This window comes from Gordonia sp. GN26 (assembly GCF_054823965.1).
The window spans coordinates 51,149-76,319 of record NZ_JSYC01000012.1; the positions used below are offsets into that span (position 1 = coordinate 51,149).

Annotated in this window: 23 protein-coding genes; 9 read left to right on the forward strand and 14 right to left on the reverse strand. The window is 66.3% G+C overall.

Going from position 1 to position 25,171, the window contains the following annotated elements:
• Position 1: 1 nt before the first annotated feature.
• Genes OK17_RS04320 through OK17_RS04345 form a run of 6 tightly spaced genes read right to left on the reverse strand, consistent with a single transcriptional unit; the run spans position 2 to position 4,778 of the window.
• The gene (locus OK17_RS04320; RefSeq protein WP_232718259.1) at positions 2–547 is read right to left on the reverse strand and encodes a Cif family virulence factor; all 546 of its coding nucleotides are present in this window, start codon (positions 545–547) and stop codon (positions 2–4) included.
• Positions 548–558: 11 nt separating this feature from the next.
• Positions 559–756, reverse strand: coding sequence for a ferredoxin (locus OK17_RS04325; protein ID WP_232718258.1), 198 nt, complete (start codon positions 754–756; stop codon positions 559–561).
• Positions 756–2,123, reverse strand: coding sequence for a cytochrome P450 (locus OK17_RS04330; protein ID WP_232718257.1), 1,368 nt, complete (start codon positions 2,121–2,123; stop codon positions 756–758). The genes OK17_RS04325 and OK17_RS04330 overlap by 1 nt, the downstream gene beginning before the upstream one ends.
• Complete coding sequence (locus tag OK17_RS04335) at positions 2,120–2,953, reverse strand: SDR family oxidoreductase (protein ID WP_248657784.1); 834 nt, start codon at positions 2,951–2,953, stop codon at positions 2,120–2,122. Before OK17_RS04335 ends, OK17_RS04330 begins: the two co-directional genes overlap by 4 nt.
• Complete coding sequence (locus tag OK17_RS04340) at positions 2,953–4,197, reverse strand: cytochrome P450 (RefSeq protein WP_154882148.1); 1,245 nt, start codon at positions 4,195–4,197, stop codon at positions 2,953–2,955. Before OK17_RS04340 ends, OK17_RS04335 begins: the two co-directional genes overlap by 1 nt.
• Entirely contained in the window at positions 4,197–4,778 is a 582-nt protein-coding gene (locus OK17_RS04345) for a TetR/AcrR family transcriptional regulator (RefSeq protein ID WP_005201400.1), read from the reverse strand. The genes OK17_RS04340 and OK17_RS04345 overlap by 1 nt, the downstream gene beginning before the upstream one ends.
• A 64-nt stretch (positions 4,779–4,842) precedes the next feature.
• On the opposite strand from OK17_RS04345, the gene OK17_RS04350 reads away from it, so the two are divergent.
• From OK17_RS04350 to OK17_RS04370, 5 genes are read left to right on the forward strand one after another with little or no spacing between them, the layout of a single operon-like run.
• Positions 4,843–6,309, forward strand: coding sequence for an aldehyde dehydrogenase (locus tag OK17_RS04350; RefSeq protein ID WP_232718255.1), 1,467 nt, complete (start codon positions 4,843–4,845; stop codon positions 6,307–6,309).
• 22 nt (positions 6,310–6,331) lie between these two features.
• A complete protein-coding gene (locus tag OK17_RS04355) occupies positions 6,332–7,072 on the forward strand; it encodes an SDR family oxidoreductase (protein WP_232718254.1) in 741 nt (246 codons plus the stop codon).
• Positions 7,069–7,950, forward strand: coding sequence for an NAD(P)-dependent oxidoreductase (locus OK17_RS04360; protein WP_232718253.1), 882 nt, complete (start codon positions 7,069–7,071; stop codon positions 7,948–7,950). The genes OK17_RS04355 and OK17_RS04360 overlap by 4 nt, the downstream gene beginning before the upstream one ends.
• Positions 7,947–8,336: a carboxymuconolactone decarboxylase family protein gene (locus OK17_RS04365; RefSeq protein ID WP_006866137.1), complete on the forward strand. Its 390-nt coding sequence runs from the start codon at positions 7,947–7,949 to the stop codon at positions 8,334–8,336. The genes OK17_RS04360 and OK17_RS04365 overlap by 4 nt, the downstream gene beginning before the upstream one ends.
• On the forward strand, positions 8,333–9,685 hold the full coding sequence (locus OK17_RS04370; protein ID WP_461416773.1) for an alpha/beta hydrolase domain-containing protein: 1,353 nt from the start codon (positions 8,333–8,335) through the stop codon (positions 9,683–9,685). Before OK17_RS04365 ends, OK17_RS04370 begins: the two co-directional genes overlap by 4 nt.
• A gap of 195 nt (positions 9,686–9,880) precedes the next feature.
• Here OK17_RS04370 and OK17_RS04375 read toward each other — a convergent pair whose 3' ends face one another.
• From OK17_RS04375 to OK17_RS04390, 4 genes are read right to left on the reverse strand one after another with little or no spacing between them, the layout of a single operon-like run.
• Positions 9,881–11,053, reverse strand: coding sequence for an alpha/beta hydrolase family protein (locus tag OK17_RS04375; protein ID WP_461416774.1), 1,173 nt, complete (start codon positions 11,051–11,053; stop codon positions 9,881–9,883).
• Positions 11,050–12,498: a wax ester/triacylglycerol synthase domain-containing protein gene (locus tag OK17_RS04380; protein WP_461416775.1), complete on the reverse strand. Its 1,449-nt coding sequence runs from the start codon at positions 12,496–12,498 to the stop codon at positions 11,050–11,052. The genes OK17_RS04375 and OK17_RS04380 overlap by 4 nt, the downstream gene beginning before the upstream one ends.
• A 3-nt stretch (positions 12,499–12,501) precedes the next feature.
• Complete coding sequence (locus OK17_RS04385) at positions 12,502–14,151, reverse strand: AMP-binding protein (protein WP_461416776.1); 1,650 nt, start codon at positions 14,149–14,151, stop codon at positions 12,502–12,504.
• 19 nt (positions 14,152–14,170) lie between these two features.
• Positions 14,171–14,968 (reverse strand): 1-acyl-sn-glycerol-3-phosphate acyltransferase, encoded by a 798-nt coding sequence (locus OK17_RS04390; RefSeq protein ID WP_232718248.1) that lies wholly within the window; start codon positions 14,966–14,968, stop codon positions 14,171–14,173.
• A 194-nt stretch (positions 14,969–15,162) separates the two neighbouring features.
• Here OK17_RS04390 and OK17_RS04395 point away from each other — a divergent pair, with 194 nt between their 5' ends.
• From OK17_RS04395 to OK17_RS04410, 4 genes are all read left to right on the forward strand, one after another.
• Positions 15,163–15,804 carry a PaaI family thioesterase gene (locus tag OK17_RS04395; protein ID WP_232718247.1) on the forward strand — a complete coding sequence of 214 codons (642 nt, stop codon included), beginning with the start codon at positions 15,163–15,165 and terminating at the stop codon, positions 15,802–15,804.
• Between the two features lie 3 nt (positions 15,805–15,807).
• On the forward strand, positions 15,808–16,809 hold the full coding sequence (locus OK17_RS04400; protein WP_232718246.1) for an alcohol dehydrogenase catalytic domain-containing protein: 1,002 nt from the start codon (positions 15,808–15,810) through the stop codon (positions 16,807–16,809).
• A 46-nt stretch (positions 16,810–16,855) separates the two neighbouring features.
• Positions 16,856–17,776, forward strand: a complete 921-nt coding sequence (locus OK17_RS04405; RefSeq protein WP_461416777.1) for an amidohydrolase family protein — start codon at positions 16,856–16,858, stop codon at positions 17,774–17,776.
• 174 nt (positions 17,777–17,950) lie between these two features.
• Positions 17,951–18,754, forward strand: a complete 804-nt coding sequence (locus tag OK17_RS04410) for a FadR/GntR family transcriptional regulator (RefSeq protein ID WP_461416797.1) — start codon at positions 17,951–17,953, stop codon at positions 18,752–18,754.
• A gap of 4 nt (positions 18,755–18,758) precedes the next feature.
• Here the strand turns inward: OK17_RS04410 and OK17_RS04415 are convergent, their stop codons facing one another.
• From OK17_RS04415 to OK17_RS04430, 4 genes are all read right to left on the reverse strand, one after another.
• On the reverse strand, positions 18,759–19,505 hold the full coding sequence (locus OK17_RS04415) for an amino acid ABC transporter ATP-binding protein (protein ID WP_461416778.1): 747 nt from the start codon (positions 19,503–19,505) through the stop codon (positions 18,759–18,761).
• 3 nt (positions 19,506–19,508) lie between these two features.
• A complete protein-coding gene (locus OK17_RS04420) occupies positions 19,509–21,290 on the reverse strand; it encodes an ABC transporter substrate-binding protein/permease (RefSeq protein ID WP_461416779.1) in 1,782 nt (593 codons plus the stop codon).
• Positions 21,291–22,284: 994 nt separating this feature from the next.
• Positions 22,285–24,684, reverse strand: a complete 2,400-nt coding sequence (locus OK17_RS04425) for a TPR repeat region-containing protein (protein ID WP_461416780.1) — start codon at positions 24,682–24,684, stop codon at positions 22,285–22,287.
• The gene (locus tag OK17_RS04430; protein WP_461416781.1) at positions 24,684–24,980 is read right to left on the reverse strand and encodes a hypothetical protein; all 297 of its coding nucleotides are present in this window, start codon (positions 24,978–24,980) and stop codon (positions 24,684–24,686) included. The genes OK17_RS04425 and OK17_RS04430 overlap by 1 nt, the downstream gene beginning before the upstream one ends.
• Between the last annotated feature and the right edge of the window lie 191 nt (positions 24,981–25,171).

Sequence of the window (25,171 nt, forward strand, 5' to 3'; positions counted from 1 at the left end):
GTCACCAGAACGCGACCGGCGCCTTACCGAAGTCGTACCACCCCGGCAGGTTGCCCGGCGCCGCCTTCTCCACCCGCTTGAGCATGCCCGCGCTCATGGCGTTGTTCTGCATCATCTCGATGAACAGTGCAGAGACGTTGCCGTAGTCGAAGAAGTCACGCTGCCAGGAGAACTGGAAGTTGCCACCGTATTTGAACCAGCTGCCCTGGATGCCCTCCAGCGCATAGTGGCTGCCGTCCTCACGGGTGCCCTCGTAGATCTGCTTCCAGAGCCCGATCATGTCGCCGGTCTTCTCGTCGATGACCCATGCCTGATACGGGTACTCCCAGCCCTCGAGACCTTCCATCTCCTGGCCGAGGGCGAGTTCGCGGATCTCCTCGCGACCCACGGCCATGAAGTCCTTCTTCGGGCCGTAGTTCCAGCCGTAGGTGGCATCCTCGGTGTAGAACTCGGCGAGCGGCTTCCAGTCCCCCGCCTTCTCCGCCTCGATGTTGGCGGCGAGCCACCGCTCCTTCATCTCTTCCAGTTCCGCACGGTCAAAAGACATGTGTTCCACCTTCACTCGTCATCTTCGATGAGACGCAACGCTTGCGTCGGGCAGTACTGCACGGCGGCCTCGACCTCGGCTCGCCGGGATTCGTCGGGGTTGGCGTCGAGGATCTCCACGTGGTCCGTCTTCGCGGCGAAGACCTCGGGGGCCTCCAGCTCACACATGCCGTGCCCCTGGCACAGATCCAGATCGACCTCGATGCGCATCAGCGATCCTGACGCTTACGGTAGGCAACGCGGCACGGCTGCTGCAGCTGAACGACCATCTTGGAGTGGTCGTTCCGGTAGGTTTCCGAGGGCTGCAGCATCTCGAACTCGTAGTTCTGGAACAGGACCGAGAAGATCGCCTTGAGCTGCATGATCGCGAACTGCGCACCGACACAACGATGACGACCCGCACCGAACGGAATCCAGGTCCAGCGGTTGACCAGGTCCTCCTGCCGCGGCTTGTCGTACCGGTCGGGGTCGAAGGCACCCGCGTCCGGGAAGTCCTCGGGCAGACGGTTCGAGATCGCCGGCGACACCGCGATCGACTGACCGGCGGCGACCTCGTAGTCCTCGACGTGGAAGTTCTTCTGCACCACGCGCATCAGGATGATCAGCGGCGGGTGGAGTCGAAGTGCCTCTTTGAGCGCGTTCTCGAGCTGCGGCATCTGTCGGGTGTGCGCGAACGTGTACTCAGGACGCTCCCCGTCCGGGGTGTCGCCGTAGATCTCGTCGAGTTCGTCGTAGACCCGCTTCATGTACTCCGGGTTGCGCAGCAACTCGATGAGCGTCCACGCCGCGGTGCCCGACGTCGTGTGGTGGCCGGCGAACATCATCGAGATGAACATGCCGGTGATCGTGTTCGCGTCGAAGCCGACCTGGACCAGGACGTCCATCAGGTCGCGATCTTCCTTGTCCTCGGTCGGATTCGCGATCCGCTCGTCCATCACACCCTGGATGAACTCGACCAGCTCGGCCCGTGCCTCGTCGCGCTTGCGGAAGCTCTCGATGTCGGCGTTGTAGTCGACGTAGGCGATCGGGTCGGTGCCCTTCTCCAGGTCGTGGAAGAGATGGGCGATGTGCCCGTTGAGCCGCTCGCGGAACTTGCGCCCGATGAGGCACGCCGACGAGGTGTACAGCGTGAGTTCGGAGAAGAAGTCGAGGAGATCGATCTCCCCCTCGTCGCCCCACTCGGCGATGATGCGTTCCGCCTCGTTGGGGATCGTCACCGCATGCTGCTTCATGTGGGCGCCCTTGAGGGCGGAGTTGTGGATCGCCTTGGAGCGTTCCTCGGGACTCGCGTCGAACACGACGCCCTCACCGAACACCGGGGTCATGAACGGGTAGGCGGCCGCCTGGTCGAGGTCCTCCTCCGGTGCCCGGAAGAACTCCTCGTTGGCCGCGGCCCCGGACACCAGCACCACCTCGCGGTCGGCGAGCTGGAACAGGCCGACGTCGCCGCATTCCTCGCGGACGCGCCAGAACAGCGAAATCGGGTCGGAGGCGAGTTCGTCGAGATGTCCGTGTTCGCCCTCGCCGCCGGAAACGCGAGGCGGCTTCTTCAGGCCTGATTCGGTGATGGCGGTCATCGATCGGTCCCCTTGTCCTTCGTCGACTGTGGGTCTGCTGTCTTGCCGGAACTCCGGTCGCGGGGGACGGCCCCTTCGGCCTCCACCTCGACCGCGCGCATGTGGGCACCGCGCGGCATGGTGACCATGGCTGCGACGGCGAGCGCGATGTGGTGCGGTTCGAGGAAGTTGCCGTGACGCGCCAGACCGTGCTTGATCCAGTCGTTGAGCATGTCCTCGGTTGTCTTCGGATCGAGGTTCATGCCCATGCCGGTCAGGGTCTGTCCCGGCCGGACCACGCCCGCACGCACGCCGGTGCCCTCGAGTTCGAGCTGGATGGTCGCGACCAGGCCGTCGATGCCCGACTTCGCGGCCACGTAGGCCGACGACCAGGGTCGCGGATGAAGCACCACATCGGAGCCGATGAAGACGAAATCGCCGCGCGCACGGTCGATCATGCCGCCGATGACCGCGCGGTAGATGCGGTAGGCGCCGGTGAGGTGGATGTTGACCTGGTCGGCGAAATGCTCCGGGCTCGTCTCGTAGGAGAGCCCGACCGCGAGGTCTCCGGCGCCGGCGACCACGATCTCGAGTTCACCGAGGGCGGCCTCCGCCTTCGCGACGCAGTCGACGACCGACTGCTCGTCGGTCACGTCGAGCGGCACCGCGACCGCTTCGCCACCCGCCGCGATGATCTTGTCGGCCAGCTCCTGGAGCTTCTCGACGCGTCGGGCTGCGAGGGCAACCGGATGGCCGGCGGCGGCGAGGTGTTCGGCGGTTGCCGCGCCGATACCCGAGGACGCTCCTGCTACGAGGACCGGTCGACGCTCGGGGTGGGGACGAAAAGCCATCAGCGCACCGTCACTTTCACGGGGAGTTCGGCGAAACCGCGCACGTTGACCGAGTGCACCCGGACCGCCCTGTCGATGTCGATGTCGACCGCGCGGATCGACCGGATCACCTCGCCGAGACCGATGTTGGCCTCGAGACGGGCGAGGTGGGCTCCGAGGCAGAAGTGCGCACCGAGGCCGAAGCTCATCAGTGCCTGCCCGTTGTCGCGTCCGATGTCGTACTTGTCGGCGTCCGGACCGAAGACCTCTTCGTCGCGGTTCGCCGAGCCGACGAGGAGGAGCACGCGGTCGCCGGCCGGGATCACGTGATCACCGTAGGGAGCGTCCTCGAGCACGCGACGCACGACGATCTGCGTCGAATTGTCGTAGCGGAGCGTCTCCTCGGTCCACTGCGGGACGGCGAGCTCGGGGTCGGCGAACACCTTGGCCAGCTCGTCGGGATTGCGCCAGCCCCAATACAGGGCGTTGGCAAGGAGTTTGGTGGTCGTCTCGTTGCCCGCGACCACCATCAGCACCATGAAGCCGACGATCTCGTCCTCGGTGAGCTTGATCCTCTCACCGGTCTCGTCGTCGTCGATCTCGGCCTCGATCAGTGCCGAGACCAGATCCTCGCCGGGGTTCTTCCGCCGGTCGGCGATGAGTTCCGAATAGTACTTGTGCAGTTCGATGTACGCGTAGATCGCGGCCTCGGGGATGTCGAGGACGCCGTCCTCGCGGTGGAGTAGCAGATCGGACTGGTGACGCAGGTGTGTGCGGTCGGCCTCGGGGACGCCCAGCAACTCGGAGACCACATCCATCGGCAGGAGCGCGGCGAAGTCGTGGACGTAGTCGAACTCGCCCATGTCGAGGCACTTGCTCCAGTGCTGGTGGGTCAGCGCCGTGATCCGGCCGGTGAGGTCGTTGACCCGGCGCGGCGTGAACCCCTTCGACACCAGCTTGCGGATCCGCATGTGCTTCGGGTCGTCCATGGCGAGGAAGGACATCGACTTGTGGGCGTCGGGTCCGTACGCCGACGGGTCCATCGACACGCCCCAGCTGTTCGAGAACCGTTGCACGTCACGGAATCCCGCGCGGACGTCGGCATGGTTGGCCAGCGCCCAGAAATTCATCTCGGCGTTGTAGTAGACCGGCGACTCCCGGCGGAGCCGCGCGTAGGTCGGATACGGATCCTCGTGAAAGTCGTAGGCATACGGGTCGAAGGGGAGCGCTCGCTCCATCCCCGGCACCGATGTCGTTTCGGTCATCACTTCTCCATCAGTAGATGTGCTGCGGCAACAAGTCTTTCGGAGGTCTGCTCGTAGGTCATGTGGCCCATGCCGGCGTAGACGAGGCCGCCGGAGTAGATCATCTCCAGGGCGTCGAGCAGCGGTCCGGGATTCTCCGGGTCCACCTCCAGCGCGGCTGCGAGGCGTCGGCGGATGAACACACCGATGCGCACGCGGAGGTGCTCGACGTCGGGATCGGTACCCAACAGCGCGACGGTGACCGCGCCACCGAGTTGCCCCTCGCCGGCGACGACCAGCGCGACCTCGCGGAGCACCTGGGCGACCCGCTCCGCGGGCGTCGCAGCGGGGTCGGGTTCGGACACGCCCGCGGACAGCCGACGCCAGAACACCTCGGCCACAAGGTGACTCTTCGACGAGAAGTAGGTGTACGCCGTGGCGGGCGCGACCCCCGCGAGCTTGGCCACCGAGCGCACGGTGAGCCCGTCGAACCCCTCGGCGTTCAACACGTCCACCGCCGCATCCGTGAGTCGCGCGACCGTCTCGGCTTGCTGCTGTGTCAGGCGGCGACGTGTGGATTCCTGGGACACGGGGCTGGACATGTGAGCCACGCTACACTAGGTTTGAACGCGAGTCCAGACACCTGTCCAGATGGAGTTCCAGCTCATGCCCCTTCGCCCCGAATCCGCGTCGGACCTGTTGATCGACGGCAAACTCACCCCCGGAAGCGGTGGTGTCTTCGACGTCGTCAATCCGGCGACCGAGGAGGTCATCGGGCAGGCCGCCGAGGCCACCGCGGCCGACATGGACGCCGCGATCGCCGCCGCCCGCACCGCTTTCGACACCACCGACTGGTCGCGCGACCACGCCTTCCGCGCCCGCTGCCTCCGCCAGCTCCGCGACGCCCTGCTCGCCCATGCCGACGAGTTCCGGGAGCTGACGATCGCCGAGGTCGGTTGTCCGTCGTTCCTCACCCACGGTCCGCAGTTCGAGGGTCCTGTCACCGACCTCGGTTACTTCGCCGACCTCGCCGAGAGTTACGAGTGGACCCGCGATCTCGGCACGGCCAAGCCGATGGGCATCAAGAACCATCGCGAGCTGCGGTCGGAGGCGGTCGGCGTCGTCGGCGCGATCACCCCGTGGAACTTCCCGCACCAGATCAACTTCGCCAAGATCGGGCCTGCCCTCGCCGCCGGATGCACCGTCGTCCTCAAGCCCGCGCCCGACACCCCGTGGTGCGCGGCGCTGGTCGGCAAGGTCGTCGCCGAGGAGACCGACTTCCCGCCCGGCGTGCTCAACATCGTCACCTCGACCGATCACCGGCTCGGTGAGCAGCTCAGCACCGATCCACGCGTCGACCTCGTCTCCTTCACCGGCTCCACCGCGACCGGAAAGAAGGTGATGGCGGCCGCATCGGAGTCGCTGAAGAAGGTGTTCCTCGAGCTGGGCGGCAAGTCCGCGTTCATCGTGCTCGACGATGCCGACATCGGTTCCGCCTGCGCGATGGCGGCTTTCAACGTCGTCACCCACGCCGGCCAGGGGTGCGCGATCACCACCCGACTGGTGGTCCCCCGCACCGCGCTCGACGAGGCGATCACCGCGACCCGCGATGCACTGGCAGGCCTCCCGGCCGGGGACCCGACGAGTTCGGGAACCATCTGCGGGCCGCTGATCTCCGAGCGCCAGCGTCAGCGCGTCGAGTCCTACATCGAACTCGCGAAGCAGGAGGGCGGGACGATCGAGATCGGCGGGGGTCGCCCGAACGACAAGCCCAAGGGCTTCTTCGTCGAACCGACACTCATCTCCGGACTCGACAACTCGGCACGCGTCGCACAGGAGGAGATCTTCGGCCCGGTGCTGGTCATCATCGCCCACGACGGCGACGACGACGCCATCCGTATCGCGAACGACTCCCCCTACGGATTGTCGGGGATGGTCTACGGCACCGATGAGGACCGGATCACCAAGGTGGTCAACGGTGTTCGCACCGGAACCATGGGCGTCAACGGCGGCATCTGGTACTCCGCCGACGTCCCGTTCGGCGGTTACAAACAGTCCGGCATCGGTCGCGAGATGGGCGTCGCCGGATTCGAGGAGTACCTGGAGACCAAGGCCGTCGCCCGGCCCGCCTAGTACCTACACAGAAAGCAGGACAATGAGTTCCAAGCGTTTCGAGAACAAGACCGTCATCGTGACCGGGGCCGCGGGCGGTATCGGTGAGGCCTATGCGCGGGCACTGGCCGCGGAGGGCGCGAACGTCGTGGTCGCCGACCTCGCCGACGACAAGGGCAAGCAGGTCGCCGCCGACATCGGTGGCCTGTACGTCAGCACCGACGTCGCCGACGAGGACTCGGCGAAGGCTCTCGCCCAGGCGACGGTCGACGCCTACGGTTCGATCGACGGCCTGGTCAACAATGCCGCCATCTACGGCGGCATGAAGCTCGACTTCCTCATCACCGTGCCGTGGGACTACTACAAGAAGTTCATGAGCGTGAACCTCGACGGTGCGCTCAACGTGACCCGCGCGGTCTACCCGCACATGACCAACGGCGGCGGCGCGATCGTCAACCAGTCCTCCACCGCCGCATGGCTGTACAGCGGTTTCTACGGTCTGGCGAAGGTCGGTGTCAACGGCCTGACGCAGCAGCTCGCCACCGAGCTCGGCGGGCAGAACATCCGCGTCAACGCCATCGCACCCGGCCCCATCGACACCGAGGCGACACGCACGACCACTCCCAAGGAGATGGTCGCCGACATCGTGAACCGGCTCCCGCTCAAGCGGTTCGGCACACCTGAAGACCTCGTCGGCATGTGCCTGTTCCTGCTGTCCGACGAGGCCGGCTGGATCACGGGGCAGATCTTCAACGTCGACGGTGGGCAGGTCATCCGGTCATGAGCGAGGACACCCCGATCCGCCTGGGGTATGTCGGCCTCGGCAACATCGGTGGCCCGATGGCCGGCAGCCTCGCCGCATGGCCGGGCGGTCTCACCGTGTTCGACCTGTCCGACGAGGCGATCGCGAAGGTCGTCGACAAGGGCGCGAAGGCGGCCGGTTCGCTCGCCGAACTCGCCTCCGGTGCCGACATCATCGGCATCTGCGTTCTGAACGACGAGCAGGTCCGCTCGGTGGTCACCGGTCCCGATGGCCTGCTGTCGACGGCCCGCCCGGGCACCATCATCACGGTCCACTCGACCATCGGTCCGGACACCGCGATCGATCTCGCGAGACAGTGTGCAGAACGCGAGGTCATCCTGCTCGACGCCCCGATCTCCGGCGGCGCGATGGGCGCGGCGTCGGGACGGCTGGCGATCATGGTCGGCGGCCCGCGGGAGGCCTACGAGAAGCTGAAGGAACCCTTCCGGCTCACCTCGGACATGCTCGTGCACGCGGGGGCCGAGGTCGGCGCGGGCACCAAGATGAAGCTCGCCCGCAACCTCCTGCATTTCATCTCGTTCACCGCCACCACCGAGGCGGCTCGTCTCGCCGAGGCCGCCGGGCTCGACATCACCAAGCTGGGCAAGGTCGTTCGGCACACCGACGCCATCACCGGCGGTGCCGGCGCGATCATGCTGCGGGAGACCACGGCGACGCTCGACGCCGACGATCCGTGGTACGGCATCTTCACCGGCGTTCGTACACTGGGCGAGAAGGACCTGTCGTTGGCACTCGCACTCGCCGACGACCTCGGCGTCGATCTGCCACTCGGCCAGATCGCACTCCGCGAGCTGGCCCCCGGACTCGGTGTCCCCCATCTCGAAGGAGAAACCGCATGACCCGATCCAACATCTCCGACGAAGCACCCGACGAGGTGCGCAAGCGCGGTCTCAAGCGGATGTCCGAGGTCTACGGCTGGGAGATGAGCGACGGTCCCGGCGACTATTTCGCGCACACCGCCGATCAGGTGTTCGCCAACGTGTGGGCGCGCGAGGGCCTCTCCGACCGGGATCGGCGACTCATCCTGCTCGGCGCTCTCGCAGCGAGCAACAACATCGACGTCGCCGAGATCCAGGCCGGCGCCGCACTCGGCAACGGCGAACTGACGCCTGAGCAGCTCGAGGAGATCAGCCTCTTCCTCTGCTATTACATCGGCTGGCCCCAGGGAACCAAGATGCACTTCATGTTCGGTGAGGTCATCAAGAAGCACCGGAAGCAGAAGTGAACCAACAGATCACGTTTCGACCCCTGACCGACGGCAAGGGCTCCTCACTCCTGAGTGCCTCGCCGCTCCCCGACCTCGCGGCCGCCGGATACACCGACACCGAGTACGCGGCGTCAGGAGTTGCCCGTCGCCTCGTCGGCGACGCCGACGCCCCGCCGGCCGAGTTCACGACCCGGCTCGTCGTCCGACGCCCCGCCGACGCCGCAGCGTTCAACGGCTGCGTCGTCGTGGAGTGGCTGAACGTGAGCAGCGGCAGCGATGCCGCACCGGAGTACTCGTATCTCGCCGCCGAGCTGGTGCGTGCCGGCTACGCCTGGGTGGGGGTGTCGGCACAGTACGTCGGCATCGAGGGCGGCGCCGGATCGGTGGGCGTCGCGACCGGTGAACCCCAGAGCCTCGCCGCCAAGGACCCCGATCGCTATGCCGGACTACATCATCCCGGCGATGCGTACTGCTACGACATCTTCCGTTCGATCGGCATCGCGGTCCGCGGTGACCACTCCGGCGAGACCCCTACCCCGGACCACCCGCTCGCCGGGCTGGCAGTCGGCTCGGTGCTCGCAGTCGGCGAATCCCAGTCCGCGATGGCCCTGACCACCTACGTGAATGCCGTTGCAGGCGATGGAGATTTCGACGGGTTCCTCATCCACAGCCGGGCCGCTGCAGGGTTGCCCGCGGGCGAGGTCGGCACCGGTATCGACGTTAGCACCGTGTTCAGCGGCGAACCCACCACGATCCGGACCGATCTCGACGCACCGGTCCTCGTCGCGCAGACCGAGACCGATGTGCTGACCAACTTCCGCTACCACCTGGTGCGCCAGCCGGACACCGACCGTCTGCGGGTCTGGGAGATCGGCGGTACCTCACACGCCGACCTGCATCAGATCGGCGACTTCGAGGAGTTCCTCGGCTGCCCCGACCCGGTCAACCGGGGCCAGCAGCGCTTCGTGCTGCGCGCCGGACTCCGCCACCTCCGCGCCTGGGCCGACGGCGGGGACCCGCCACCGTCCGCCGACCCGTTGCGTCTGCGAGGTGTGACGACTCCCGAACCCGAGTTCGAGGTCGACGACATCGGCAACGTCCTCGGCGGCGTCCGCACCCCCTGCGTCGACGCACCGACCCAGGTGTTGAGCGGCGTTGTCCCTGAGCCGATCTCGCGGATCTGCCTGCTCTTCGGATCGACCCACCCGGTGCCGGAGCATCTCCTCGCCGAACGCTACGGAACCCGCGACGAATACGAGAAGCACTACCGCGACGCTGCCGACGCGGCCATCGCCGCGGGGTTCGTGCTCGTCGAAGACCGCGACGAACTGATCGCCGACGCGAATCCGGAGTTGGTGCCCGAGTAGGGGCTCCCGTACAGAAGATCGACGTTTCGGGTGCGCGGCCGAGAAGAGTCACCGGCACCACGCTGCTGAAAACCGCCCCTGATTTGCGCCCTCCACAGCGACGCCGGCGACATATCGTCGCCGGCACTCGCCTGGAGGGTGGTTATCGGGGGCGGATTTCAGACGCGCTTTTCAGGGGCGCTTTTCAGACCAGGCTCAGAACGCCGCGCGCTCGCCTTCCTCGGCCGGTCCGGCGGGGCGGGCGGGTTCGCTGAGGAAACCGTCCGTCGCGTGCCGAATGCCGGCCGAGATGGCATGGCCGACATGGCTTCCGGGGTACCAGTGGATACGTCCGCCCCAGTGTTCGTGGAGTTGTTGTGCCGCCGACACCCAGGTCACCCGGTCGTTGAGAGCCGCGACGACCATCCGACGATCCGGCGGCGCGATCGGCGTGACCCGCAGCGGGCTGATGACACTCGCGACCTCGCGTACCGACTCGTCGCGCATCAACGACGCCAGGTGCTCGCCCTTGGGTCCACCGCGGGACATGTGATGGGCCAGCGTCGCGTGCATGTCCAGCATCGGGACCACCGCGAGAACGGTGGCGACCCGCGGGTCCATCGACGCGACCAGCGCGGCGATCGGCCCGCCGAGAGATGTTCCGGCGATGGCGATCTCGGCAGGTTCGTGCTGCTCGATCCAGGAGACCAGCGACCGGATCTCGGCGACGGCGCGGATGGTGATGAGCGTGTTCACGAGCGGGTCGAAACCCGGGTAGGACACCTTCGCCATGCGCCGACCACCGTGTGCGGGCAGCACCGGGAAGGCGACGTCGTAGCCGAGCTTCTTGTGCAGGTGGGCCGCCCGGAAGGCGTAGAGATCGTCCGGCCGGCCCTGTGCCGCACCGTGCACCCAGATCAACCATCGTGCTCCGGGCCTGTTCTTGGTCATCACCCGGACCGACGAGATGCCGTCGACATACGGGTCCAGTGACGCCACCGACGCCGGCAGCTTCGCGTCGACGGAGTAGTCGATGTGCTCGAACGTCGTGGTGCCGAAGGTCTTCCGGTCGCGCGACAGGATGCGGGGCGGACCCGGATCGCGGTGCACCCCGGCAGGTCCGAGGCGTACGAATTCGTCGGCGACGTCGGCGCACCGCGCCACCATCTCCTCGACCGACTCCATCGGCGGGATGTCCCGGATCACGGAGTTGATCGCGATGAACATCTCGTCGATCGCGGTCTCACCGACCTGTCGCGGTCCGCAGCCGGCAGCCGGGATACCCGTTTCCGGATTCCCTCGTCTCGCGGCCAGCGAACTGCCGATCGCGCGGGGCAGTACGCCCGCGAACAACCCCAGCCGGGCGCGCTCGGTCTCCCAGTCGATCAACTGGCCTCCTGTGCCATGGCACCGATACCGAGGGCATCGGTCGCCTCGTCGACGGCCTCGACGACCCGCCGGAGGAACCCGGCCGGGTTCGGCATCGATTCCGGTGTCGCGATGAGTCCCATGCTCAGCCGTCCGGCGTAACTGTAGGTCGTCAGGTTCACATCCGCGGGCGCAATGGCCAGGGCGAAGGAGATCCAGTCGACCACTTCGATGTCACCGATCCAGCGCGTCGTCCGCGGGCCGGGCATGTTGGCGGTGGTGATGTTGTTCATCACCAGCGGCATCACATTGGCGGCCAACCCGCGGAACAACGGGCCGAGCCGGCCGGTGTAGGTCGAGAGCTTCTCGGTCAGTTCGAAACCGACCTCGCGACGGCAGGCGACGGTGGCCCCGCAGCTCTCGCCCGTCGCGACGATCCGCTCTACGGGATCGGCGAGGTCGGAGCGCAGATACGCCATGGCGGTGGCGATCTCGTTGCCGTGCACGCGGTTCGACGCGAGGTCCTTGCAGACCCCGAAAATGGTCACCGAGTTGCCCGGCTCCTCGGCGCGGGCGAGAAGCTCGTTGCGAATCGCACCGGCGATCACGCCGTGCAGTGCACCGTTCACCGTGGTGCCGGCGGCCAGGGCGATTCGCTGGATGTCGGCGAGCGCGATGTCGGCCGACGCGCACACGCGGTCCGCCCCGCTACGTGCGTTGAAGCTGGTACGACGCACCGTCAGCGGCTTGGGGATCAGGTCGCCGTCGGCCACCCGGCGTCGTGCCCGCACAGCGCGCCGCCCGGCCGAGATCGCAGCCGGCACACCGCGGAACAGTCGTCGCGACTCGGCGCGGGCCGCCTTCGTGAGGCTCTTCGTGTCCGGGGCGAGGGCCTCGGGGATCGGTGCCGGGTGAACCCGCTCGCCGGGTTCGGCGGTGGCTGCCATGAAGGTGTTGAGCGCAGCCAGCCCGTCGGCCACCGCGTGGTGGACGCGGACCACGATCGCCTGACGGCCTCCCTCGAGACCGTGGACGAGGGTGAGCCCCCAGAGCGGTAGCTCGCGGTCGAGCTGCCGCACGGCGAGTTCGGACAGCACCGCGTCGAGCTCGGCGCGCCCTCCCGGGGCGGCGACCTCCGTCTCGTCGATGTGACGCGTGATATCGAAGGCGGTGTCGTGCACCCAGAACGGGCGAGCAGAGCATCCGGGTACCCAGCGCACCCGCTGGGTGGCGCGCGGGAACATCCCGAGATGGCGCGGGATCACGTCGGCGATCTCGTCGAGTGTGAGTGGACGGTCACGCCGGCTCGTGTCGAGCACCGCGACCTTCAGCGTGTGCATCGGATTCGACGGGGACTCCATGTTGAGCATCAGCGAATCCGGACCGGTCATCCGCTCGGCGTCGTGCGGGACGCCGCCGGCGCCGGCGAACAGCTCGGTGACGCGAGGCGTGTTGCGTGCGTTCATCGTTCAGCTCACCTTTCGTTCCGGGACGGCGGAGAGCAGATCACGCTTGAGGATCTTGCCGGTGGCGTTGCGGGGCAGCTCGTCGAGGAAGTGGACGTCGCGGGGGACCTTGAACCCGGCCAGCTGTTCCTTGACGTGCTGTCGGATCTGGTCGGCACCGATGAGGGTCTGCGGGGCGCGCACCACGTAGGCGGCCAGGCGCTGGCCGAACTTCTCGTCGTCGACGCCGATCACCGCGACCTCGTGGACCTCGTCGAGCGCGCCGATGACCTGCTCGACCTCGAGCGGGTAGACGTTCTCGCCGCCGGACACGATCATCTCGTCGTCGCGGCCCACGACGAACAGCCGGCCGTTCTCGTCGATCCGTCCGACGTCACCGGACACCATGTGCCCGTCGCTGAACGCCTTGGTGTCGGCGGTGGTGTAACCGTCGAACCCGGAGTTGTTGGCGACCACGATGCGACCGATCTCGCCGGTCGGCAGCCCCCGATCGTCGTCGTCGAGGATGCGGACGCTGGTGCCCGTCAGCGGGCGACCCGCGGTGTCCGGCGCGATGCGCAGGTCCTCCGGGGTGGCGGTGCTGATCAGGCCGGCCTCGGTGGCGTTGTAGCTGTTGTAGACGACGTCGCCGAAGCGGTCGAGGAACGCGATCAGGGCGTCGGTCCGCATCCGCGAACCGCTGGCCGTCGCGAAGCGAAGACTCGGCACCGGGTGGGCGTCGAGAACGTCGTCGGGCAGGTCCATGATGCGTTCGAGCATCACCGGCACGACGGCGAGCCCGGTCGCCTCGTGGTCGCGGACGAGGTCCAGTGTGGCCTCGGGGTCGAAGCGCCGACGCATGATCATCGTGCACGTCATCGTCGCCGAGATCGCCACCTGCCCGAATCCCCAGGCGTGGAAGATCGGTGCGGCGATGACCGTGGACTCACCTGCGCGCCAGGGGATGCGGTCGAGCATGGCGGCCAGCGACGCGATGTCGGTGCTGCCACCCCGCCGCGCACCCTTCGGGGTGCCGGTGGTGCCCGAGGTCAGCAGCACGATGCGGCCTGCACGTTCGGGGCGCGCGGGGCGTCGACCGAGGTTCGCCGCGATGAGCGAGTCGGTCGTGTCCCCGGCCACCGGGCCGGTCTCGGTCCAGGCGTGGATGCGACGGATCTTCGGAATCCGTTCTGCCGCAGGGGCGATGACCGCGTCGAACTCATCGTCGGCGATCAGGACGTCGGCGCCCTCGCGTTCGAGGACGTCGGCGAGCTGCGGCCCGGCGAACCCGGTGTTGAGCAGCACCGCGTCGGCGCCCAGACGCGATGTCGCGGCAAGGGCCTCGATGAGCCCGCGGTGGTTGCGGCAGAGGATGGCGACGGTGTTCACCGCCGTGTCGGGAAGCTCACGCAGTCCGACGGCCAGTGCGTCACAACGCGCGTCGAGTTCTCCCCAGGTGAGTTCGCCGGCCTCGTCGACGAGGGCGAGCCCCTTCGGGGCGCGGGCTGCGGCCAGGCCGATGCCGCTGACCGGGGACGCACCGCCGTGGCGACGCAGGTTGAGCCCCATGCGGATGTACCGGTCGAGTCGCAGTGTGCCGAGGAAGCCACTGCGGATGAGGGTGCGTACGAGCCACGTGTAGGTGGTGATGCGATCGCGAAGGCGCGTGATCATCGTCGATCTCCTTTCGTGGTCAGCCGAGAACCGGGAACCGGCGCTCGCGGGCAAGCCCGTCGAGGGCGTGCTGCATGCGCTTGCGGATCATCTGGTCCACCTCGTCGTGGTCGGGATTCGTTCCGAACTCGGCGGTGATGTCGATGGGGTCGAGCACCTCGGTGACGAGCTTCGAGGGCAACGGGATGTTGGGCGGGAAATGGGCGGTGAGGCCGAACGGGAAGCCGAAGGCGAACGGCGCGCTGTCGATGCGCAGCAACTTGTCCAGCTTGAGCAGCTTGGCGAGGCTGTCACCGCGGTTGAGGAAGAGCTGGGTCTCCTGGCCGCCGATGGTGACGATGGGGACGATCGGGACACCCGCCTCGAGGGCCGTGCGGATGTAGCCGGTGCGGCCGTGGAAGTCGATGGTCGCCGACTCGCTGGTGGGACGCAGCACCTCCCACTCGCCGCCGGGGAACACGATGGTCGCGGCGCCCGCCTTGAGCGCGGCGACGGCGTTCTTCGGATGGGCCGGAAGAAAGCCGAACTTCCCGAAGACGTCCTTGCCCGCGCCGGTGAAGATCAGGTCGTGGGCCAGCGTGTAGAGCGGGCGGTCGGCACCGAACTCGTCGGCGAAGGCCACGCTGATCACCGGGACGTCGAAGGCCATCAGGCCACCCGAGTGGTTCGAGACCAGCAGGACGCCCCCGTCGGGGACCTTGTCCATGCCCCGGACCTCCGAGCGGAAGTACTTCTTGGCCACGAGCTTCAGGACGGGCAGGACCCGTTTGACCCATGTCTCGTCGCGGGCGGTGAGGTCGAAGGTGCCGGCACTCATCGTCGTAACTCCTGTGGTTGCGTTTCCGGGTTGGGGATCACCGCCCCGGGATGTCACCCACGGGCTGGATGACCTGGTGGTCGATGTCCACGAAAGCGGAAAACTAGAACACGTTCTAGTGTTGAATTAGAACACGTTCTAGTGGGAGTCGCCACTCGGCGTTACCTATGCCACACCTACTGATGGGTAGCCATATGCAGTTCATCCTCGAGGACATCACCGAAGCCGAGGTCGAGCGCCGTCGCGGGGTCTACACGCCCCTGACCGACACCGTCCGCGACCTGGTCGACGCGGTGATCAGGACCGAGGTCGGCGAGGACGCCCTCGCCGACGCCCAGCGGCGGATCGCCGAGATCGTCGCCGACCTGCGGTCGGAGCAGATGGACGGGCCGTACGGGGTCCGGCACACGCGCGAGAACACCGGGATGGCCTGGGGCAATGCTGTGATCGGGGTACGCAACGCCCTTGCGCCGCCGCTGAATGTCGAGCATGTCGACGACGGGGTGCGCTGCGACTTCACCCTGGGCGCGGCCTACGAGGGGCCACCGGGATGTGTGCACGGCGGGGTGTGCGCGATGCTCCTCGACCATCTCCTCGGCAACGCCGCCAGCTACGAGAGCGCCTGCTACACCGGGACCATCACCATCCGCTACCTCCGTCCGACGCGCCTGGGCGCGCTGACCGCGCGGGCCTGGGTCACCGAGGAGACCGGCCGCAAGCGGATCGCACGCGGCACCATCTCCGACGCCGAGGGCGTGACCTGCGAAGCCGAGGGCGTCTTCATCGTGCCGCGATCGGCGGTCGACACCCCGCGGGTGCGCTGGTCGGCGGGCTGAGTCATGAGGGCTGCAGTGACCTCGGCGGACGGATTCGAGGTCGTCGAACTCCCCGATCCGACACCCGGCCCCGGTGAGCTCGTGCTCCGGGTCGCCGCGAACGGCATCTGCGGCTCGGACCTGTCGACCGCACCGTTCCTGCCCGCCGGCACCGTGATGGGTCACGAGTTCGCCGGCGAGGTCGTCGCGATCGGTCTGGATGTTCCCGACGTCGCGCCGGGGTTCCGCATCGGTGACCAGGTCGCGTCGATGCCCGTCCGCGGCTGCCACCGGTGTCGCGCCTGCCTGACCGGCGACATCGCCCGGTGCCCGGCCGCGCGCACGCTGGGACTGGGCGTGCTGCCGGGCGCGTTGGCCGAATACGTCGTCGTCGGTGCCGCCGAGAGCGTGCTCGTCGACGGCATCGACCCGGCCGAGGGTGCACTGGTCGAACCCCTCGCGGTCGGCCTGCACGCCGTGACGCGCGCCGCGGTCGAACCCGGCGACCGCGTCCTCGTGCTCGGCGCCGGGCCGGTGGGAACGGCTGTGCTGCACTGGTTGTCGCGCAGTGTCGCCGGCGAGGTGACCTGTTCCGACCCCTCCCCCGGTCGTCGCGCCGCGGCACTCGACGTCGGCGCATCCGAGGTGCACACACCGGAATCGGTGACCGCGCAGATCCGGGACGGCTTCGACGTCGTGATCGAGTGTGTCGGCAAACCGGGGATGATCGCCGCGGCGCTCGATGCGGTGCGCACCCACGGGCGCATCGTCGTCGCCGGCGTGTGCCTGCACGACGACCACTTCATGCCCGTCGCCGGCATCGTCAAAGAGGCCTCGATGGACTTCGTCTCGTACTACACGAAGGCCGAGTTCGGCACCGCTGCTGCCGAACTGAACCGCGGCGCGGTCGGCTCGTCGACGCTGGTCAGCCAGATCGTCGGGCTCGACGCCGTGAACCGCGTCTTCGCCGAACTGTCCGCGCCCAACGACCACCGGAAGGTGCTGATCGCCCCGGCCGTCGGCTGACCGGCCTCCGTGTCCCGGGCCGGGCGTCGGGCGTACCGTCGTACAGGTGAACAGTGCCGTTCCAGAGTCCCCAGTGCCGTTCAGTTCCCACGAGGCGGAGCGCGTTCGCGCGGTCTGGCAGGACCTCGATCTACCGGGCATCGTCGACGTCCACACGCATTTCATGCCGCGTCCGGTGATGGACAAGGTGTGGGCCTACTTCGATTCCGCGGGTCCGCTCGTCGGACGCGAGTGGCCGATCACCTACCGCGCCGACGAGGACGTCCGGGTGTCGACCCTGCGCGATTTCGGGGTCCGCGCCTATTCGTCGCTGGTCTACCCCCACAAGCCCGACATGGCGGAGTGGCTCAACGGCTGGGCGAATGATTTCGCCGCCCATCACGAGGACTGTCTGCACACCGCGACCTTCTATCCGGAGGAATCGGCCGCCGCATACGTCTCCCGCGCGATCCAGGCCGGCGCGCGTGTGTTCAAGTCCCACATCCAGGTCGGCGGCTACTCCCCGATGGACTCGCTGCTCGACGGCGTGTGGTCGCAGATCGCCGACGCGCAGGTACCGGTGATCATCCACTGCGGTTCGGGCCCCGCACCCGGGCACCACACCGGCCCGGAACCCATTCGCGCTCTGTTGCACCGGTTCCCGTCGCTGCCGCTGATCATCGCGCACATGGGCATGCCCGAATACGAGCCGTTCCTCGACTTCGCGCTCGAGTACCCGAACGTCCATCTCGACACCACGATGGCGTTCACCGACTTCGCCGAGGAGAACGCCCCGTTCCCCGACACCCTGCGCTCACGTCTCGCCGACGCCGGGGACAAGATCCTGTTCGGCAGCGACTTCCCCAACATCCCGTACGGCTACACACATGCGCTCGAGGTGATCACCGGCCTCGGCATGGGCGATGACTGGCTGCGCAATGTGTTCTACCGCAACGCCGCTCGGTTGTTCCGCCTCGAGGAGCAGTGAACCGCCGGCTCCCACGTCCTCTGCACGGATGACAGGTGCGTGCTAGAACGGTGCGGGGGTTTCATCCACTCATACGATTTATCCCGGTCTCGTCCCGCGACCACGTAGAGTGCAACCGATCGGATTCCAGCCAGCGGCTCCGTGCCAGTTTCACCGAATCTGAAGAGGTCGATGATGACACGCGAAATCGTCCGCGCGGGCCTGCCGATCATCTACCGGCCGGGCGACATCCATTCGTCGGCGAAAGCCGGCGAGACCACCCGTGCCCCGAAGGCGTCGGAGACCACCGCTGCGGCCATCGTCTCCGACATCGTCAGCCTCGGCCTACGACGCGGCGACCGACTCCCCGCCGAGAGCGACATGCTCGCCAACTACTCGGTCAGCCGGGAGAGCCTGCGCGAGGCGCTGCGCATCCTCGAGGTCCAGGGCCTGATCACGTTGAAGCGCGGTCCGGGTGGCGGCCCGTTCGTGAGCGCGCTCAACGCGTCGTACCTCGCCCGGACCGCGACGCTCTACTTCCACCTCGCCGGTGCGACCTACGACGAGGTCTTCGACACCTGGAAACTCCTGGAACCGCAGCTGGCGGCCAAGGTGGCCCGGATCGAGGACCGCAAGACGAAGGAGGCCGCCTTCGCGCGGTTCCTCGACCACGACGTCGAAGCACACCGGGACAGCGAGATCCTCGGCGAGCTCACCAACTTTCACGCCGTCATCGCCGAACTCAGCGGCAACCGGGTTCTCACCCTGCTGACCCAGACCATCAACCACATCGTCGTCGAGCACGTCCTCGCAGCCGGCCGCGACACCGCCGCCGGGGACGACGCGATGCGACACGACCACGCCGACATCGCCAGGGCGATCATCGCAGGCCGCCCGCGCAAGGCCGAGACACTGATGCTCGAGCACATCAGCGAGGTCGTCGAACGGTTCCGGGAACGTCACCCGGAACGGTCCGACGAACTCGTCCAGTGGATGTGAGGTCTCAGAGCACCTGAGACAGGAAGGTGCGCAGGCGGTCCGACTTCGCGTCGTCGAAGACGTGCGCGGGGTCGCCCGTTTCCACCACGGCGCCGTGGTCCATGAACAGCACGTTGTCACTCACGGTGCGGGCGAAGCCCATCTCGTGGGTGACGACGACCATGGTCATCCCCTCGGACGCGAGGTCGGCCATCAGCGCCAGCACGCCCTTGACGAGCTCGGGATCGAGGGCCGAGGTCGCCTCGTCGAAGAACATGACCTCCGGCGTCATCGCGAGCGCCCGGGCGATGGCCACGCGCTGCTGCTGACCGCCGGACAGACGCGCCGGCCGCACGTCGGCCTTCTGGGTCAGGCCGACGATCTCGAGCTGCTTGAGCGCGACCTCGCGGGCCTCCTCCTTGCTGAGCCCCTTGAGTTTCTGGGGCCCGAGGGCGACGTTCTCGGCGACCGTCTTGTGCGGGAAGAGGTTGAAGTGCTGGAAGACCATGCCGATTCGGCGGCGCAGTTCATCGGGGTTGTCCTTCAGGACGGACCGGCCGTCGAGCAGGATGTCGCCCTTGTCGGGCTCGTGTAGGCGGTTGAGCACCCGGAGGAGCGTCGACTTGCCCGACCCCGACGGTCCGATGACGGTCGTTGTCGTCCCGGCGTCGACCTGGATGTCGACGCCGCGCAGCACATGATGCTTGCCGAAGGACAGGTGTAGGTCGGTGCCGGTCAGTGACACCGCTTTTCGTGTGGTGGTGGCAGGCATGGCCTATCCCTTCTCGACGGCGGTGACGGGCAACGGGTCATCGTGGACATCGACGGGCCTGCCGGTCCGGAGGCGACGGTCGATGTAGTTGACCAGGTGCGTCAGCGGGATGGTCAGGATGAGGTACATGATGCCCGCGGCGACCAGCGGCGACAGGTTTCCGGTCTGCGCGTTGAGGTCTCGGCCGACGGCGAAGAGCTCTCGCTGGCTGGCCAGCAGTCCGAGGAAGTAGACCAGGGAGCTGTCCTTGATCAGGCTGATGAACTGATTCATCAGCGCGGGCAGCACCCTCCGGACGCCCTGCGGCACCACGACCAGCCGCATCGACTGGCGGTAGCTGAAGCCGATGGCACGGGACGCCTCGAGTTGACCGTCGTCGACGCTCTGGATACCGGATCGGAAGATCTCGCCGATGTAGGCGGCCGCGAGCAGGGCCAGGGCCACCGCTCCGAGCCAGTACGGGTTGTTGCCGGTGATGCCCTTGACCACCGGGCCGACGCCCAGGCCGACGATGAGGATGACGACCACGGCCGGCAGACCGCGGAAGATGTCGGTGTACACGCGTGCGGGCCAGCGCAACCAGCGCGACCGGGAGATGCCGCAGATCGCCAGGATCATGCCCAGGATGGTGCCGAGCACACCGGACACGACCGAGAGGATCAGCGTGTTCACCAGGCCGGTCTTGACCAGTTCGGGGAAGGACTTCCCGTACAGGTCCCAGTTGAAGAAGGTGTCGCCGAGCTGCTGGAGCGTGCTCTTCGGCTTGGTGGTCTCGGCCGGGCCGGCCTTCTCGGCGTTCTCCGCGGCGATGGCGGCGATGTCGGAGAGTTCGGGTGTCGGCGCGGCCTTGCTGCCCGGCTTCCAGCCCTCCGGCAGTTCTCGCGGCACCCAGTCCTCGTACAGCTTGGCGTAGGTGCCGTCGGCGATGATGGCGTCGAGTCCGGAGTTCAGCGCCTCGACGAGATTGGGCTTGTTCTTACCGACCGCCCACGCGATGAAGTTGTTGACGCTGAAGGTGTTCTCGACGATCGCAGTGCTGTCGCCCTCGCGGACCGCTCCCTCGGCTTGCTGTGACGGCGCCACCCAGGCGTCGACCTGACCGCTCTTGAGGTTGGCGTAGGCCGTCGCGTAGTCGGGGAACTTGACCGGGTCCAGGCCGAGGGTGTTGATGACGTAGTCGTCCTGCACGGTGCCCTGCACGACCGCGATGCGGGTGGCTTCCGAGAGGTCACCGAAGCTCTTGACGGAACCGTTCGTGGGTGCGACGAGCGAGAAGTAGCCGAAGTCGTAGCCGTTGGTGAAATCGACGGTCTTGCGGCGGTCGTCGGTGGTGGTGATCGACGACGACCCGACGTCGAACCGGTTGTTGGCGACCTGCGAGAGCAGACCGGCGAACTCGGTGCCGTTGAACTCGACCTGCAGACCCAGTTTCGCGGCGACGGCCTTCAGGAGCTCGTTGTCGAAGCCGGTGAAGTCACCTGCGCTGTTGACGCAGATGCTGGGTCCGGCGTCGGACAGCGTGCCGACGGAGAGCTTGCCCGGCGCGAGCAACTCGAGCGCATTCAGGTCGAGCTGATCGATCGGCGTCGTGTTCGGGGTGGTGTATTTGTCCTCCCCGCCCTGTTCCGCCGCGGCCAGGTTGACCGGAGCGGCCGACGCGGATGCGAGACCAGCCGGAGCACAGCTGTCGTCGGGAGCGGCCTGTGCCTGGGGCGCAGGTCCGCCGAGGATGGACAGAAGGCCGATGATGGCGGCCGTCAGCGCGAGCGCTAGGAGACGAACCACGCGCGGTACGGCTCGAGCGCGGTGAGATCGGTGGTTGGACACCACTCCGAGACTATCTGCGGCGCCACGCGAGGTCCCAATTTTTCGCTCGCCGGTGGTTCTAACCGCGCTGAACTGGGGTTTGTCCGGGTTGTCGGATTGCCCGTCGCTCAGCCATCAAGCAGCCCCACCGAGCGAAACCTGTGGCTGGGGTTTTACTCGGCACGCTGACAACTCTCATCTATCGCGGCGCGCTGACATTCAAACTTCGCTCCCCGACCACCCGGGATAGGACGGCCCGGGAGCGGTCAAGTCGCCCATGTCACCGCAGATACTCGGGTCAGGCATCGGTTCCCGCCCCCACTCGTCCTGACCCGACGTCGGCGCCCAGGAATCCTTGTACTCCGAGATCCACCAGTCTCCGAATACGTCATACCCGGGAAACAGCTTGGGACCGGGCCGACTTTCCGGCGGAGACTCGCCCTCCCGGTGAAACGTCAAGCGGTCGACCGCCACGAATCTGTCGTGGGCATCGGGGATATTTTTCGAATCGAAATAGGGCGGAAAACTCGCTGGATCGGAGCTTACCTTTCCGGAAGTGCAGACAAGCGCGACAGCTGAATTGTCGCCGATGTCACGAACGTCAGCTATCTTGTGGATCTCATCCACTGTCTGGTAGTCGCTGCTTCCCAATGGGGGCATCCAATCCTTCCGCCCAGGGATCGCGTCTTTGATGCCCGGAAACTCACCGTCAACATTCCAATCGAAGAGCAGAAGGGTCTCTCCTTCGATTACCCCACGAATGAACGTTCCCGTCGGGGATGACAGGTCGACAGCACCGTTCTCAAGCCATCGGGTTCTCCACTGCAAACGGTCGGCTGCACGGGCCTCCGAGGGGGACGCCGTTCGGACTGAACTCGACGTGGTGCTGCCTGCAGACCCCGAGGACGGGGACCGATCAATGTCACCGCAAGCAGTCACAAGCCCAAGACACAGAACAACTATCGCAGCAACGTCAGCGCGGCGCACGATCTACTACCTCCATGGACTGGTCAGAATCGTTGATCGTCGGGTCTTCGAGTGATTCACCGAAGTGCTCGTTGTATTCGAAACGAATACTCTCCGCACCGATCTCCTTCGAGAATCTCGTGAATTCTCGGCCGTTGGCCTGAACTATTTCTAGGTCAAGGGAACCGTCTGGCCTCACGAACGTTATCTGAGAACCGTCGCGCGCAGTCCACGCCTTACCCCAAAGATCTGGCCGGTCCTCGACGTATCCGGACGTCACATGAACAACCCGGTCCTGCCCGGCCGTCAGTTTGTCGAGGCTGGTCCCAAGGTCCCCAAGCTCTGTCTTCCATGCAGCCTCGTTATCTTGCGGATCGGCAGTTGGCAACGCGACCTCATCCATCTTCACGAGTGGTACTGCCAAACCTGCGACCTCCGAAAGCCCAGGAACTTTTAAGCCGCCGGCAGCCAAGAGTCCACCGGCTGAATCGATCAGAAAAGACTTCTCGTTGTACTCGCGCACCCGCTCCCATTGGTCGTTGTCGGCGAGGGTTGTCAACGCATTGGTAAGGCCGTCATCCATGGATTTGTGCATCTTCGCCGCTGCAGTGGCCAACTCCGCGTTGTCTGGGTCGCTGCCGTACTCATGCGCAAGGAAGTTCTCCCACTGCACCGCAGCACTCAACGCCACTCGACCGGCACCAGGATCCGTTGACAGAACCCCGATCAGCTTCGAGAACTCGACCGTGTCTTCAAGCTGACCGGCCGTGTGGTTGGTCAACACCTCGTCCGGAGCGCCGGCAAAGTTACCGAAGTACGGCGCCAGATTCTTGGCAAGTACTTGCGATAGCAGGGCATTCCGGTCACCGAATGTCTCGTACTTGTTGTTCCCCGCGGAGTCTCGTTCGACAACCAAGGAGTCGAGTTCGTTCTCGTGGTCAATTATGACGCGTGCCAATGCATTTGCTGCCTTGCCACCAAGCTGTCCCTCGAACCCGTCTGCAGGCGCCGCGGCTCCGATCCAATCGAACAGATCTCTACCGCCCGACAAGTCGCCCTCTTCACCGATCTTCGCGCCGTCGATAGACCACCGCTCAGACAGGATGTTCAACACGTGCGCGTCGGCGTCGTACCTATGCCCCTCGGCAACAGTCGCGGCCATCCGTTCCCCTGTGAGAAAGTCCGTCACCGCCTGCCGGTCGTGACTCGAGTTGGTAAGCATTGAGCTCGCAAGCTTCCGAACATCCTCGACGCGTTGGTTCTCGTCACGCATGCCAAAGAGCTTGCCTTCGTCGTCCGGAAGAGCGCCTACGATCTCAGAGGCCTGTTTGAGCATCCCGCGATCGACATCCGTTCCGAGTTGTAGACCACGGTCGGTGCGGTCACTCAGTATCGTGTTCAAAGTTTTGAAATCATCCAGGCGTGGGACCCCAGCGAATGAGTACGGAAATCCCGTCGATATACCCGCGGTCGTGTACTCGATTGGGTTGTCGCGCAGTAGCGAGACAACCGAGTCAGGTAGGCGGTCGAGCCCGCCCGTTGAACCCGCGTTCGTATGCAAATTCGGATTCGACATGATGCGGAACGCATCTCCGAGTAGCCCCGGCGCAGCGTTATTGATACTGAGTAGCTCGTCCATGTTCGCCGTCTTGAGCTCGTTCATGATGCTGCTCAGGTAGTCGTACTGCCCCTGAGGGATCTCAGTAGCTTGCCCATCACTCAGCGCTTCGAGCTGCTCAGGACTCAACGACGTCGCTTGCCTCAGTCGATCTCGGGCCGCGGGAGACAGCTTGCCGTCCCTGAGTGCCTTCAGGTCGATCTCTGACTGGCGGACACTGAATCCCGCGGTGACGGGCGTAAGTGTTCTGATGAGCTCTTCTGCTTCACTGATCGCGCGCTTCGTGTCGAGGTCAGCGGTGTGCAACTCTTGGGCGAGTCTTTGCAGTCGAATGGTCTCGTTGGTAGCTTCTTCGCCCCGAATTCGACGGGCTTCGGCGATCGCCGACAGTGCTGTGGGGTCGCCCTCGTTGCGTTTCTCTTCTGATGCGTAGTCTCGCAAGTCGCGGACTGTCCACTCCTCCGAGACTGAGAACTGGTCGTTTTCGAGGTTGGTAGCCGACGTATTGAGGCTCGCGACCATCGGAGCCATCCGGCTGCCACCCGACTTGAACGCTTCGCCGAGTTGGTCGACGGCGTCCGCTGCGCGGGTCATCTGTGTCTTTTCTCGGTCCGCGCGGGTCAACGCCCCGTCACGAGCGGCCCCCTTCCAGTCGAGGCCGGTTACCTTTGCATGCAGCTGCTCGGCTTTACCCTCGATTGCGGAGGACACCGGTACCAGTGCGGACGCCGCATGAGCGAGTATCTCGGGGTGTGCATCGCGGACAACACTGCGCGTCTTCGCCACCATCACTCAGGACGCTGATTGAGGTCGCCAAGCGCCTCTAGTAGTCGGGCGGCCACATAGTCCGCGTTGACCATCGCGATCGAAGCGGACTCCAGCGCATCGCCAAACTGCTCGTGTCGACCTGCAATCGTTGTAAGAGCCTGCTTCACCGACCCGTCGACCCTGGCCGCGGCGGATGCGGTCTCGAAACCCGCCAATGAGTTCCCGATCGCTCCAAACGCCGGCGCTTCGATTCCCCGAATCGACGCCCCCAACGAATGCAGGTGTGTCGCCGTGTCAGCAAGGCTGCCCGTGTTCACCTCTACAGGCTTCGGTGTCACTATTTCCCCCACCCAACCGCATGGCCACGCACGGCATGGCCATGATCAGCACAAATGTCTTCGCGATCCTAACCCGGCCAGAACGCGGGTGCACCCAGGTACTCCCCAGGGCTGGCGGCGGACATGCTTTCGTTGCCCGCTCCGCCCCGATTCGCAGGTGTCGCGGTTCG

Excerpts from the sequence above, each read along its gene's own strand:
- OK17_RS04320 (WP_232718259.1), bottom strand. The coding sequence starts at position 547 with ATGTCTTTTGACCGTGCGGAACTGGAAGAGATGAAGGAGCGGTGGCTC.
- OK17_RS04325 (WP_232718258.1), bottom strand. The coding sequence starts at position 756 with ATGCGCATCGAGGTCGATCTGGATCTGTGCCAGGGGCACGGCATGTGT.
- OK17_RS04330 (WP_232718257.1), bottom strand. The coding sequence starts at position 2,123 with ATGACCGCCATCACCGAATCAGGCCTGAAGAAGCCGCCTCGCGTTTCC.
- OK17_RS04335 (WP_248657784.1), bottom strand. The coding sequence starts at position 2,953 with ATGGCTTTTCGTCCCCACCCCGAGCGTCGACCGGTCCTCGTAGCAGGA.
- OK17_RS04340 (WP_154882148.1), bottom strand. The coding sequence starts at position 4,197 with ATGACCGAAACGACATCGGTGCCGGGGATGGAGCGAGCGCTCCCCTTC.
- OK17_RS04345 (WP_005201400.1), bottom strand. The coding sequence starts at position 4,778 with ATGTCCAGCCCCGTGTCCCAGGAATCCACACGTCGCCGCCTGACACAG.
- OK17_RS04350 (WP_232718255.1), top strand. The coding sequence starts at position 4,843 with ATGCCCCTTCGCCCCGAATCCGCGTCGGACCTGTTGATCGACGGCAAA.
- OK17_RS04355 (WP_232718254.1), top strand. The coding sequence starts at position 6,332 with ATGAGTTCCAAGCGTTTCGAGAACAAGACCGTCATCGTGACCGGGGCC.
- OK17_RS04360 (WP_232718253.1), top strand. The coding sequence starts at position 7,069 with ATGAGCGAGGACACCCCGATCCGCCTGGGGTATGTCGGCCTCGGCAAC.
- OK17_RS04365 (WP_006866137.1), top strand. The coding sequence starts at position 7,947 with ATGACCCGATCCAACATCTCCGACGAAGCACCCGACGAGGTGCGCAAG.
- OK17_RS04380 (WP_461416775.1), bottom strand. The coding sequence starts at position 12,498 with ATGAACGCACGCAACACGCCTCGCGTCACCGAGCTGTTCGCCGGCGCC.
- OK17_RS04385 (WP_461416776.1), bottom strand. The coding sequence starts at position 14,151 with ATGATCACGCGCCTTCGCGATCGCATCACCACCTACACGTGGCTCGTA.
- OK17_RS04390 (WP_232718248.1), bottom strand. The coding sequence starts at position 14,968 with ATGAGTGCCGGCACCTTCGACCTCACCGCCCGCGACGAGACATGGGTC.
- OK17_RS04395 (WP_232718247.1), top strand. The coding sequence starts at position 15,163 with ATGCAGTTCATCCTCGAGGACATCACCGAAGCCGAGGTCGAGCGCCGT.
- OK17_RS04400 (WP_232718246.1), top strand. The coding sequence starts at position 15,808 with ATGAGGGCTGCAGTGACCTCGGCGGACGGATTCGAGGTCGTCGAACTC.
- OK17_RS04410 (WP_461416797.1), top strand. The coding sequence starts at position 17,951 with ATGACACGCGAAATCGTCCGCGCGGGCCTGCCGATCATCTACCGGCCG.
- OK17_RS04415 (WP_461416778.1), bottom strand. The coding sequence starts at position 19,505 with ATGCCTGCCACCACCACACGAAAAGCGGTGTCACTGACCGGCACCGAC.
- OK17_RS04425 (WP_461416780.1), bottom strand. The coding sequence starts at position 24,684 with ATGGTGGCGAAGACGCGCAGTGTTGTCCGCGATGCACACCCCGAGATA.